At 41.2% G+C, this 13880-nt stretch carries 9 protein-coding genes; 8 read left to right on the top strand and 1 reads right to left on the bottom strand.

Annotation, left to right across the window (positions count from 1 at the left end; all coding sequences use genetic code 11):
• Nucleotides 1–10 precede the first annotated feature (10 nt).
• From OQX62_RS06135 to OQX62_RS06170, 8 genes are all read left to right on the top strand, one after another.
• Complete coding sequence (locus OQX62_RS06135; protein ID WP_265830537.1) at nucleotides 11–1696, top strand: RagB/SusD family nutrient uptake outer membrane protein; 1686 nt, start codon at nucleotides 11–13, stop codon at nucleotides 1694–1696.
• A gap of 63 nt (nucleotides 1697–1759) precedes the next feature.
• Nucleotides 1760–3061, top strand: coding sequence for a hypothetical protein (locus OQX62_RS06140; RefSeq protein ID WP_265830538.1), 1302 nt, complete (start codon nucleotides 1760–1762; stop codon nucleotides 3059–3061).
• Between the two features lie 10 nt (nucleotides 3062–3071).
• A complete protein-coding gene (locus OQX62_RS06145; RefSeq protein ID WP_265830539.1) occupies nucleotides 3072–4166 on the top strand; it encodes a glycoside hydrolase family 16 protein in 1095 nt (364 codons plus the stop codon).
• Between the two features lie 1035 nt (nucleotides 4167–5201).
• Nucleotides 5202–5768, top strand: coding sequence for an ATP/GTP-binding protein (locus OQX62_RS06150; RefSeq protein WP_265830540.1), 567 nt, complete (start codon nucleotides 5202–5204; stop codon nucleotides 5766–5768).
• A 58-nt stretch (nucleotides 5769–5826) separates the two neighbouring features.
• Nucleotides 5827–9030, top strand: coding sequence for a SusC/RagA family TonB-linked outer membrane protein (locus tag OQX62_RS06155; RefSeq protein WP_265830541.1), 3204 nt, complete (start codon nucleotides 5827–5829; stop codon nucleotides 9028–9030).
• 11 nt (nucleotides 9031–9041) lie between these two features.
• Entirely contained in the window at nucleotides 9042–10892 is a 1851-nt protein-coding gene (locus OQX62_RS06160) for a RagB/SusD family nutrient uptake outer membrane protein (RefSeq protein WP_265830542.1), read from the top strand.
• A 71-nt stretch (nucleotides 10893–10963) separates the two neighbouring features.
• A complete protein-coding gene (locus OQX62_RS06165) occupies nucleotides 10964–11953 on the top strand; it encodes a basic secretory protein-like protein (protein ID WP_265830543.1) in 990 nt (329 codons plus the stop codon).
• A gap of 116 nt (nucleotides 11954–12069) precedes the next feature.
• Nucleotides 12070–12648, top strand: coding sequence for a hypothetical protein (locus OQX62_RS06170; RefSeq protein ID WP_265830544.1), 579 nt, complete (start codon nucleotides 12070–12072; stop codon nucleotides 12646–12648).
• Nucleotides 12649–13061: 413 nt separating this feature from the next.
• Here OQX62_RS06170 and OQX62_RS06175 read toward each other — a convergent pair whose 3' ends face one another.
• Nucleotides 13062–13805 (bottom strand): SDR family oxidoreductase, encoded by a 744-nt coding sequence (locus OQX62_RS06175; protein ID WP_265830545.1) that lies wholly within the window; start codon nucleotides 13803–13805, stop codon nucleotides 13062–13064.
• Nucleotides 13806–13880 lie beyond the last annotated feature (75 nt).

Genomic DNA, 13880 nt, shown 5'->3' on the forward strand with positions numbered 1-13880 from the left:
AAGAAAAGACATGATTAAACAATATAAATGGTTGGTTTGCGTAATGGTATTTACGTTGGCAACTTCTTCCTGCAAAAAAAACCTGTTGGATATCAAACCGATAGATTTCGTATCAGATGCGGCCGTCTTTGAGGATATTGCCCTTACAACTCAATTTGTGAACGACATCTATGGCACAATGGTAAGTGGTTTCGAACGTCGTGATTTTGGTTACGACCAGGATTGGGCACGTGGTTTTGCCAATTTAGATATGATGACCGATGACATTGAAGGACATAACGATTTGCCTATGAACAGGGTTCAGGCAGGTGATTTGAACTCACATTTTTCTATGGGTACACAGCTGTGGGCTGTTAATTATTCTTTAATTAGAAAGGCTAATACTTTATTAGCACGTATAGATGGTGTACCCACTACCAATACAGATTTAAAAAATCGCCTGAAAGCGGAAACTAAATTTTTAAGAGCATTTGCTTACGCTGATTTAGTAAAATCTTTTGGAGGAGTACCTTTGATTATTACAGAACAAAATGCAAATGACGACCTGGAAGTCCCTAGAAACACTTACGATGAGTGTGTGGCTTTTATCATCAAAGAATGTGATGAAGCTGCTGCGGTATTATCACCAACGTACCCGGATGCAGATTTAGGCAGAGCTACAAAAGGTGCAGCATTAGCTTTAAAAGCCAGGGTATTACTATATCATGCCAGCGCGCTCAACAACCCTTCCAATACAGCTTCAAGGTGGGATGACGCAGCAAAAGCAGCTCAGGAGGTCATGAACATGTCTCCTGCTGTTTACAGTTTGCATCCGGATTATTACCAGTTATTTATGACGAAAACTGGGAACAGGGAGGTGATTTTTGCTAAAAAATTTGGACGCCCTAACCGTACACATCAAAGTGCCTGGATGTTACACATGAGTTTTACCCCAACAGGATGGGGCGGCTGGGGTGCTTTCCATGCGACGCAAAACCTGGTAGATGCATTTGAAATGAGAACAACAGGCTTACGTCCTGATGAAGCTGGTTCTGGTTATGATCCACAAAATCCGTATGTAAACCGCGATATCCGCCTGGATAAAGCAATGTTAATGAATGGCTCGCAATTCAAAGGTATCACAGTAGAAACTTTCCAAAGTGCAGATCTTAATGCTTTTCCTGATGGTAATGCGAATAGTCGCACCAATGGAGACAGGACCAAAACAGGTTACGGCCTGCGTAAATTCATTGACGAAAAAAATATGACTTCTGATGCGGTTTATCAGGGTGGTGATAATGATTGGATTTACATGCGTTATGCTGAAGTACTATTAAACTATGCTGAAGCGAAAAATGAGTTCAGCGGCCCGGACGGAACTGTTTACGATGCCTTAGATGTGGTACGAAGAAGAGGAGGTTTGCCACCTTTAAGCAGAAGTTTTTCTCAGGGAGATTTGCGTACCAAGATTCGTAACGAGCGCCGGGTAGAACTTTGTTTCGAAGAGCACCGTGTATATGATGTCAGACGCTGGAAAACAGGAATGACCTATTTTAATCAGCCTGTTTACAGAATGAATATCATTAAAAATGCAAACGCTACCCTGACATACAGCAAAGTCGTGCTGGAAAACAGGGTTTATAAAGAAAGTTATAACCTTTTCCCGATTCCTCAAATTGAAATAGAGAGAAATGGAAAACTAACGCCAAATCCTTAATAGAAACCATATGCTCATCCCTTATTTTTAAAAGGGATGAGCATATCAAGATTACAAAAACTTATGCAGAAAATATTCTTTGGCGCTATTGCCATGTGCGCAACAATTTGTAGCCACCTGTTTGCGGCAGACACATTGCCAGCTGGCGAAAAACTTCAGCCCATTAAAGTAGAAGTTAAAAAAACTGAAAAAGGATTTGAGCTGTTACGCGGAGGCAAACCTTATTTTGTTAAAGGCGCTGGCGGAAGTTCTTACTTTCATAGAGTGGCAGCAAATGGCGGCAATTCTATACGTACCTGGGGTACCAATGGCGCTAAAGGGATTTTAGATTCTGCACAGCAAAATGGCCTGACTGTGATGATGGGGCTATGGGTAGCTCCAGAACGTCATGGCTTTAATTATGATGATACTGTTGCGGTAAGAAAACAGTTCGAGAAAGCAAAAGCAGATGTGATGAAGTATAAAGATCATCCAGCTATGTTAAGCTGGGGAATTGGTAACGAGTTAAATCTTTCCTACTCAAATCCGAACGTTTGGAAGGCGGTTAATGATATTGCAAAGATGATTCATGAAGTGGATCCTAATCACCCTGCTACTACTGTACTTGCCGGAATTAATAAGAAAGAGATCGGTCATATTAATGCGAGTGCTAAAGATTTAGATTTCCTGTCTATTAATATCTATGCCGATTTGGATGTATTGCCTGCAATGATTAAATCGACTGGCTGGGCTGGCCCATATATGGTGACTGAATGGGGGCCCACAGGTCACTGGGAAGGCTTACAAACCGAATGGAATGCACCTGTAGAAGAAACCAGCAGTGAAAAAGCAGCTGTTTACAAAAGCAGGTATACTTATTCTGTGGAGAAAGATAAGGCGAATTGTTTGGGCTCGTATGTATTTTTATGGGGACAGAAACAAGAGCGAACACCAACATGGTATGGTCTTTTTACAGCCAAAGGCGAAGAAAGTGAAGTGATAGATGTCATGAAGTATCTCTGGAGTGGAGCGTATCCTAAAAATAGGGCGCCCCATGTTTATGGTTTTACGTTAGATGACAAAAGAGCAAATCAAAGCGTTTACCTTAAGCCCGGGACGACCTGCAATGCAGAAGTAGATGCTTTTGATCCCAATAATGATGCGTTAATTTACCGTTGGGAATTGTTGCCGGAAGCCACGAAAGTAGGCGAGGGTGGCGATCATGAAGATAAACCAAAGACAGTAAAAATGGCATACAAGGAGATTGGTAAAGGTAAAATTAGCCTGACTGCACCTGAAGCATCAGGTGCTTATCGTTTATTTGTCTATGTTGCTGATGGCAAAAATAAAGTTGCTACAGCGAATATTCCGTTTTACATAAAATAAAGCCTGCGAAATGAAAAAACACACCTTTTTTAAAAACTTGTTGCTGATATTGACTTTACTGATGCTTAATATAAGCTGTAAGAAGGAAGCAAATGCAACAGCGCCTACTGATCTTCAACTGGCAGCTCAGGTAAGCGATGATGGTTCGGGCAGAGTAGATTTCGTTGCCAGTGCGGGTAATGCAGATCGCTATCTGTTCTCCTTTGGACAAGGCACCGACGAAAGTATCAGGTCTGCCGATGGTAAGGCTTATACTATTTATGCGGAAAGTGGAACTTATACAGTCAAAGTCATTGCCTACGCTGGTGATAAATCAATGGAAATCACTAAGCAAATTACCGTGGATAGAAATGAAGTGATCAATAATGCAGGTTACGTCTCGCCGGAGAGTTATCCGGGAATGACCCTGGTTTGGCAAGATGAATTTAACGGCAGTGCGCTGGATCCTAAGTTTTGGAACTTCGAAGAGGGAAACGGTACCGAAGGTTGGGGTAACCGGGAGTTACAATACTATCGTAAAGAAAATACCAGGGTATCTGGTGGTTACCTGACCATTACTGCGAAAAAAGAATCTTTTGGTGGCAGGGAATATACATCATCAAGATTAACAACAGAAGCAAAAAAGGACTTCTTGTATGGACGTATCGATTTCAGAGCAAAATTACCTAAAGGACAGGGCATTTGGCCAGCATTTTGGGCTTTAGGTGCAAATATCCGGACTACGCCCTGGCCATTCTCCGGAGAAATCGACATTATGGAAATGGTAGGTGGTGGTTCCGGAAAAGATAACACCGCTCACGGAACAGTACATTATGAAGATGGTGGACATAAATACGTCGGCGGCTCTACAACCCTGACATCGGGAGATTTTTTTGATCAATTTCATGTGTTTTCTTTAGTATGGACGGAGACGTCTTTGAAATGGTATGTAGACAATGTTGAGTTTTACACATTTGATACTACAGGAGCCAACAAAGATGAATTCAGACGTTCTTACTTCCTGCTCATTAATCTTGCCGTTGGCGGAAACTGGCCAGGTGCTCCTAATGAAAATACAGTCTTTCCACAAAAGTATATTGTAGATTATGTCCGGGTTTTTCAATAACGAGTTATACCGTTAATTTCAGCGTCTATTGAATGGGGACCCCGATTTTTTGGGGTTTCCTTTTTTTTAGCCTTTTTTATTAGTTACAAAAAATATTACTTTTCGTTAAGCACAAATCAGCGGTTAAATTTATGTCAGGCAGGAAATGGTTCGGAAAGGCCCAGTTGGGTTTATATATCCCTTTTTACGTTGCTGGAAAGGTATTGCTTGAGCTACAGTCCCCCCCCCCCCGAAAATTAAACGGTCTGCTGACAAGAAATATATCTTTCAAAGCCATTAATAAGGTAATTGGCCGGAGATAAGTCTTAATATTACTTTGTATCAAGAATGTTATAAATAATATTGATTGAAGTAATTTTTATTCTGCCATAATATTTCTATTATTGTTTCGCAACGGTTATTGCGGCTAAAATTCTCCCTGACTGTTAGGCTGTTAAGATGTATGTTTATCGACATGCATTTTTTTTAATTGTATTACTAAAACGTTTTAACAAGACTAAAAAATTAGCTTATGAGATGTCAATTATAAATTACAGGCTCTGGCCATTTCATTAAGAAGCATAAAATAACCTATTCAAATATTATTCAACTCCTAAATTGTCAGAAATAAACCCTTTCCTATGAGTTAACCGACCAGCTTTATTATTATACTTTAAGCCCCTATTTAAACCAAAACAGAACCTAAACCACAAATTATGATTAAAACATTTACTACACCAGCCCTAACCAAGCTTCTTGCAATTTCGCGTTTTCGACCCCCGATAACTCAAACGCTACCCACACATCAAATGCTGTATATATTGGGTGACTGATAGGTAATTCCATTCAGGCAATTCTTAACTCAAATTCGAGGTATTTTAACTTGTGTGTTTTCAATATTTTTTGATAAGCATGATGAGGCTTAATGATTAAACCCTTAAATGGTTTGGTCAGGTATATTATTATGCCCTGTTTTTATTAAGCTGATCAAGCGAATACGATGTAAACCCAATTTTAAATAGAAAACAAACCAACCCACCTAAAACCAATTAATTTATGACACTCTTAAAAATTACAAGGAGAACTATCGGACTTTGTTTAGTTCCGGTTTTGCTTCTTGGATGCGGGAAAGAAGAATTTCCTGCTGTTGATCTTTTTACCTGGAAAGCTAAGGTAGATGTGACCGATAAGGCCAACCTTTCAGTTAATGTCGAAAGTATCGGAGGCGCTACAGGTAATGAAGGATCGAAAAAAGTTGTTGACAATGACTTTAGCGCGGCTTCGAAATTTCTGATCAACCCTTATCAGGCGGACTTTTACATGCAATTGTCATTCCCTGCGCCACAGCAGGTGGCCTCTTACACTTTAACGTCAGGCAATGATGCCCCAGGCAGAGACCCTAAGGACTGGAAATTTAGCGGATCAATGGATGGTACAACCTGGGTAGATCTTGATGTAAGAACGGGTGAAACATTTTCAGGCCGCAATTTGACCAGAACCTTTAGTTTCAAAAATATTATACTGTATAATCATTACAGGATCAGTATTTCAGCGGTTGGAAGCGGTACTTTATTTCAATTGTCTGAATGGCGGTTGATTGAAGTGCCGGTAGAACAACAATAATATTTTGATACAAACTTATTACTAACTGACCTATCACAATACCTGTTAACGATAAATAATGATGAAGAAATTTAAATATTCAATTGGCGGCAGTCTTAAACAGCGCGACTACAGGTTGAAGGCATTTGCTGCCCTGCTGGCTTTGAACAGCTGTTTGTATACACAAGCCAATGCAGTACCTATACATATTAGCAGTTCAGCCACGCTAAAACAATCCAGAGCCGATATCATATTACGCGGCATCATCAAAGACGAGTCAGGCTTACCATTACCGGGAGCTGGCGTTCGCGTAAAAGGTGGTTCCATCAGTGCTGTAGCAGACATAAACGGAGCATTTACGATTACGGTTCCAGATTCAAAAACGGTATTACTGATCACTTATGTGGGTTATGATACCCAGGAAATCACGGTAGGAACGCAAACTGTACTGGATATCCGCTTAAAAGCAACACCTGGTTCAGACTTAAAGGAGATTGCTATTGTTGGTTTCGGAACTCAGAAGAAAGAGAGCCTGGTTGGTGCACAGTCATCCGTTAAAGCATCTGAATTAAGGCAGCCTGTTTCGAGTATGAGCCAATTACTGGCAGGCCGTATTCCCGGAGTGCTAAACGTATCCAGAAACGGTGAGCCGGGGGCAACCGGATCTGATATTTTTATTCGTGGAATATCATCGCTGAATTCTGGCGACAGGGGCCCCCTGGTTATCATTGATGGGGTGCCTAATCGTAACCTGAATGACATCAGTGTGTATGATGTGGAGAATTTTACGGTACTGAAAGATGCTGCTGCGACAGCGGTTTATGGTATTCGCGGTGCAAATGGTGTAATCCTCATCAATACTAAACAAGGTACTTTGGGTGCTCCGAAAATTAATGTAGAATACTATGAAGGAATCAGCAGGTTTACTGATAAACCTGATTTAATTGATGGGGTAGATTATATGAACCTGGCTAATGAGGCCAAATATTCTGATTACCTGAGAGGGGGTGCCGCAGGAGCGTTTAATCCGGCATATTCTATTGATGCTATACAGCGGACTGCAGCAGGAACGGATCCTGTTTTATATCCAAATGTAGATTGGTTTAAAGCAATCTATAACGATTTTGGCCGGAACAGATCAGCAACTGCAAATCTGTCCGGGGGAGTGAGTAATGCCAGGTATTATGTATCATTGGGGTATTATGGTGAGGATGGTTTATTTAAAACAGATGATGCTGTAAATGATGCCGCCAGTCAGAGTTTTAAACGCTATAATGTAAGCACCAATTTAAACTGGGATATCACAGGAACCACTAAATTGGATTTAGGAATCAAAGGGATTCTTGCGCAGACCAGTTATCCAAGCAATATAAATGCTCAGAATATCTTTAGTCAGGCTTTTTTAATTAACCCAACCTCTTTTCCCATTCTTTATCCAAATGGAAGTTTGCCCGGGATTAGTCCACAAGCCGATCAGCGTAACCCCTATGGAGACGTGACGAGAAATGGATATAGAATAGGCTACAGCAATCAGCTGTATTCCAATCTTCGTTTAACACAAGACCTGAAAGAGTTAACACCAGGTCTGTCAGCCACTACCATGTTCTCTTTTGATGTGAAAAATGATAACTCAATCTTCAGAACCAAGAGAGAGAGTTTATATAGGATAAATCCTTCTGATCCCTATATCGTACCTGGAGATGCGGCATCAGGCTATAAATACGGTTTGATTTTACAGGGTCAGGAATTCTTAAACTATGATAAAGAAAACGGTGGTGATAAGAAAATTTATTTTGAAGCAGCCATTAACTATAACCGCACATTTGGTAAACATGCTGTAACTGGTTTAGTATTATACAATCAAAATGACAATACTGCACCCTTCGCCGGTAACCTAACGCTTTCCATTCCCTATCGTTTACAAGGTGTTGCCAGTCGTGCCACTTATGCTTATGATAATAAGTACTTCTTTGAGGCAAACATGGGTTATAATGGTTCAGAAAACTTCGCGCCAGATAAACGCTATGGATTCTTCCCTGCATTTGGTGTGGGATGGTTGCTATCCAACGAAAAATTCTTTGAACCTTTAAAGAATACTTTTCAAATGGTTAAATTCCGCTATTCTGACGGTATTGTAGGTAGTGGGGGAAGTGGCTCAGGATATGTCTCCAATGAGAGTGAGCGCTTTTATTATCTGACAAAGGTTGGTAGTGCGGGTGGTTATACTTTTGGTCAGAATGGAAACATCTCACCTGGCGGACTCGGTGTAACGGCCTACGGAGTAGATGTAACCTGGGCAGAAACGCGTAAACAAGATTTAGGTTTTGAATTAAAGGCATTAAATAGTAACCTTTCCATCATTGTAGACCTTTTCAAAGAACGCAGAGAAAATCAATTCATTACCAGAGGTACAGTACCGAATTATGGAGGTTTGGCCAGTACGCCAATTGGTAATTTAGGAATTGTAGAAAATAAGGGTATTGACGGGACTATTCAGTATGACGCACAGCTGGGGAAAGACTGGTCTATTAACTTGAGAGCCAATGCTACTTTTAACAAGGATAGAGTAATTGAGAACGACCAGGCACCTCAGGCTTATCCCTGGATGGAGTTGCGTGGACGTAATGTGCTGGCAGGTACTCGTGTAGGTTATATTGCAGAGAAATTATTTGATAGTCAGGAAGAAATAAATGCCAGTCCGACACAGTTTGGAACATTAATGCCAGGTGATATCAAATACAAAGACTTAAATGGTGATGGCCGTATTGACTCATTCGACCGCACAGTTATTGGTAGAGGAGATATGCCAAGTACTACTTATGGTTTTGGATTTTCATTAACATTTAAAAACTTTGATTTCGGTCTGTTCTTCCAGGGGCAGCACAATGCGGATATCTTTTTAAATATCCCTTCATTTGCAAATTCGGGCGGTTTGGGTAATATGCTTGCGGTAGCTGCAGATCGCTGGACACCAGAAAACCCGAGGCAGGATGCAGTTTATCCCCGCTTATCATATGGTGGCACCAATAGCAATAATTACCAGTCCAGCACCTGGTGGCTTCGTGATGTCAGTTTCCTAAGGTTGAAAAATGCTGATCTAGGTTATACTCTCAAAGATGGTATCAAATCAATTGGTGTCAAACGTCTGAGAATCTATGCTATGGGATATAATGTGTTTACGCTTAGTAAGTTCAAGCTTTGGGATCCGGAAGTTGGAACTGATAACGGAACACGTTATCCACTCACCTCAAATTACTCTTTAGGCCTCACAGCTAATTTTTAATACAACAAAGAATGAAAAAAACACTCCTATATACAGCTGGTGCATTGCTGCTGATGAGCAATTATAGCTGCAAAAAATACTTAGATCAGGTACCCGATGACAGACTTACTTTTCAGCAATTGTATGAAAAAAAGGCTACAGTCGATCAGGCATTGGCAAACGTGTATACCACCCTTCCAAATCAGGTGATGGAACGTGATGCTAGTGTAGGTTCCGTTAATAATGTCATTTCTAATAGTGGCCCCTACACAGCGGCTTCGGACGAAGCGGACTATACCCTGCCAAATTTTACTGAAAATGTCAATACTGGTAACTGGGATGCAACCAGCGGACAGGTTAATTATCACTGGCAAAACTATTATCGCGGTATACAGGCAGCGAGTACTTTTATGGCAAATATAAACAGGTGTACCGACTGTAATATTGGTGGGTTGGATCTTGTTAAACGTTATTATAATGAGGCAAGAGCTTTAAGGGCAATCTATTACTATTACCTGATCAGACAATATGGCCCCGTGGTTTTATTGGGTAACGATCCCTTGCAATCAGACGCACCGCTCTCGGAAATTAGCAAGCCGCGTAATTCAATGGACGAATGTGTAGATTATGTTGTAAATGAACTACAGGAAGCTGCGGCATTACTTCCCGCTACGCCGCAGGCAAACGAAGATTATGGTCATATCACCTCGTCTGTTGCCGATGCTTACAAAATCAGAGCTTTAATAACTGCTGCCCGTCCTTTATTTAATGGAAATACGGATTATGTGAACCTTAGAAACCAGGATGGTAAACAGCTGATCAGTCAGGCTTCGAGTATGGAAAAATGGACTAAAGCGGCCGCTGCTGCTAAAGCATTTTTAACGAATGCAAATTATTCCAGCTACGCGCTGTATTCGGTTGCTGCCACGCCTACGGGTTTGCCAAACACTGCTTTTAACCGTGCTTTTATAGCCACAAGAGATGTGTTTTTAAATGGATGGAACACTGAAATCATATTTGGAAGAGGAGGGGATGTTACATTTTATCAATATTCCCTGGCACCAAATCACAACGGTGCTTCCGGAGGAGATAAAGGCGGTTCATTCCTGTCACCTTCCCAACAGCTGGTGGATGCATTTTTTACGGCGAACGGACTGCCTGTTGAAAGTGATCCAACCTATACTGCAATAGGAACTTCGAATTTCCAGGCACCTGATCCCAATGATCAGAATGTTACGCGCCCGATTAGTAATATGTACGTGAACCGGGAGCCGCGTTTTTATGCGAATATTACCTATACAGGGCGCAAATGGATCAATCCGCAGTCTAACATCATTACCGATTTTACCAATAGCGGTAATGCGGGTAAAGGTGGAATTGCAAATAACGACTACTCCAAAACGGGTTATACGTCAAGGAAGCACTTAACTGTTGCGGGCTGGACAACTAGCAGACCGATTTTCACCGTAATCAGATTAGCTGAAATTTACCTGAATTATATTGAGGCATTACAAGAATCAAACCCATCAGATCCTGATATTCTGATTTATTTGAACAGGATTCGTGAAAGGGCTGGTATAGCGCCTTATGGCAGTGGTGCTGGTGCAATTGCGGTTCCGGCAAATATGAGAGAGGCGATCCGCCGGGAAAGACGTGTAGAGCTGGCTTTTGAGACGGACAGGTATTTTTATACCAGGGAATGGAAAATAGCGGAGACGACTGATACGCAAATCAGAGGGATGAACATCACGCAGAATGCGCCAGGTTTTTACACCCCTGTAGTAACCGAAAACAGAGTTTTCCAAAAAAAACACTACTTGTGGCCAATACCTAACGGGGAAATTCAAAAAGTTCCAATGCTGGTACAAAACACAGGCTGGTAAAAACTATTGATCACACCGGATGCACTGTCAGGTGTGATCATTTTTATTCACAAACATGAACAATTACATACATGCTTAAGGTACTTACTGCGATTTCCCTGTTAGCCATTAGCTGGACGGGAGTATCAGCGCAAAAAAAGGGCTATACTATCTCCATCAATAATACAGGGACTACGATAGAACAAAAAACAAAAGAAAAATTAACTGCAGCATTTTATAATGTCTATCCCTGGTTTGCTTCTGCTGATGGTTACCGGACTAAAAGAGATGTGATAGTCAAATTTTCAGCTACCGAAACTGCCGGAATTAAAGCGAAGGCGGGAGAAATTATTATAAATGAAAACTGGTTAAAAGGAAAATCCCGGAATAAAATTGAAAAACAATTACGCGAAGCCTTTATCACCAACTGGTCTGTTTTCTCTTCGCAAAAAAAGAAAGGGTATAAACTTACTTTTATTAGTAAAGACCCGCAATTGGACCCGGTAGTACAGCAAAAATTGATTGATACCTATTTTGAGGTGTATCCAACTTTGGTGAAGACTTATAATCGTAAATCTATCCATGATGTGCTTTTTGTGGTGGATACGGCTTATAAAGCAGTGGCCGAGGCAAGTGGCAACCGCATTTTATTCAGTGCAGGATATCTTAAAGCCCATTCTACCGACATCGACGTAGTAACGCACGAAACCATGCATATTGTTCAGGGTTATGGTTATAGTGCCGGACCGGTTTGGTTAACTGAGGGCATTGCGGACTATGTGCGGTATACATATGGTGTAGATAATGTGGGTTCAAAATGGAGTCTGCCAGCCTTTAATACTAATCAAAGCTATAAAAACAGCTATAGGATTACTGCCAGATTTTTTACGTGGTTAGAACAGCATGTGAAATCAGGTTTAATAGCATCACTGGACCAGGAACTGAGAGCACATCAATACACTGAACAGAGCTGGGTAAATCTGACGGGAAAGTCTATTGATCAGCTTTGGGTTGACTATGCTAAAAACCCTGATGAGATACAACTAAAATACAGTGATAAACGGGCTGAAACCGGCAATTAGTTACCAATGAGAGGAGAACTGGTTTGGCAAGCACCCTGTTGTAACAGTGTTGATGTTGTACAGGCTTTGCAAGCTGGTTTTTGTCTATCTTGTTTTATAATTTTTACTGCTCAAAGATGAAAAGATTTACATTTTTGCTAATCACCATTCTGTGTTTTTCTCAAACGGGTTATAGTCAAAAGAAAGCTACCCGAAGGTCAGGTAATGGGTCGATCCGGGAAGCTGCGCTAAAGCACAGCCAGATCTCCCCCAATTCCTGCATTCCTATGTCAGTTGAGCTTATACTGAAGTTCAATAAAAAGGCAGCAGCGGATTACTATCAGCTTCAGCGCAATTGGAACAACAGGGCGGACGGGACCTTTAAAAACTTTGACAAAAAAGTTATTGCTGGTCTTAGGTTTGGCCAGCAGTTCGCAGTACCCAGAGGAGATCAGTTCCCTTATGAACGGCTTTTTTCTACAATTGACCACGAATTGGCAGCCGGAAGGAAAGTGATCATCTCTCTCCCTTCCGGATACCTGATGTGGCATATGTACGTTATTGATAGCAAAACTTCAAAAGGCGATTATGTAGCCTTTAGCCGTGCCTTCGATTCAACTGAAGTTCTGGTGCTAAACGATGTGAAGAGCAGGATTTTTGGATGTAAAGGTACGGATATCCTAACCTATCAGTCTGTAACTTCAAACAAGAAATAGTAACTAAACTATAATTAACCGATGATAAAACGGATTAGATTGCTTGAAATCAAAGTTGCATGCCTGCTTTTATTCGAATTGTTTGTCACGTCATCGACGCGGCAGGTCCTATGGCCGGCTGATCAGCTGCTTCCTTCTTTTCCTTCGCCCGCTCAGATTCAGGATTTAATTACGCTCCGTGAAAATTCTTCTGACTCTTCAGCATAAATGTACCTGTTTGCTTCTTTGAAAGGTCTCGTAAATAAAACCAAACCACGTATTTTCTCTTACGAATTTTATGGGATGCTGGCCAGAAGAATGGCCTTGTGTGGAAAGCGCTTCGAAGTATGTTATTGCAATGAATCCCAGAAATGAAGCATAGAAAGTGACAATGCCGCTTTCTATGCTTAGCTATTGAAGAATAACGTTAAAAACTATTTTAATGCATAGTTCAGGTAACCGCCATCCACAACGAGCTCAGTACCTGTAATGAAACTTGCGGCATCAGAAGCCAGGAATAATACAGTTTTTGCAACTTCATCAGGATCACCAATTCGTTGCAGTGCTGTAGCACCTGCTAAATACCCTTTTGCTTCTTCGGGCACGGCGCCTTCTAAACCCGGGGTTAAAATAGGTCCCGGGCTAACGATGTTTACACGAATTTTTCTTTCTGCCAGTTCATTTGCAGCAATCTGGGCAATTTTATTCAATGCGCCCTTAGTGGCAGCGTATACGCTGGATCCCGAGTTTGCAGCTGTGGCAACTGTTGAAGAAGTGAACACCACCGCTGCTCCATCTGCCAGGTGAGGAAGTAATTTTTGCAAGGTGAAAAAATGTCCCTTCACATTGGTGTTGAATTGTGCATCAAAATTTGCCTCAGTTACGTTTGCTATGGGCTCGAATGTCGCAATTCCCGCATTCAGGAAAAGCACATCTAATTTGTTCCCGCTTTCTGCAACTGCTTTTTCCAGGATTGCAATGTCGTCGATTTTTGAAGTGTCTGATATTACAGTAAATAATTTGGGATTGTTTATCTCTGTGGTCGCTTTTTCCAGATTGGCAGCATTTCTGCCTGTGATCCATACGTTTGCGCCTGCGCTGATAAATGCTTTTGCTGTTGCCAGGCCTATTCCGGTTGTTCCACCTGTAATAACAACGTTTTTATTTGTAAAGTCCATGATGATTTTGATAATGTTTATGGTGCAAAGTTATATTATGAACATTTATTTAGGTTACTTTGTAACGAAAAGTAA

It is taken from the genome of Pedobacter sp. MR2016-24, from assembly GCF_026239655.1.
Classification (GTDB): Bacteria; Bacteroidota; Bacteroidia; order Sphingobacteriales; family Sphingobacteriaceae; genus Pedobacter.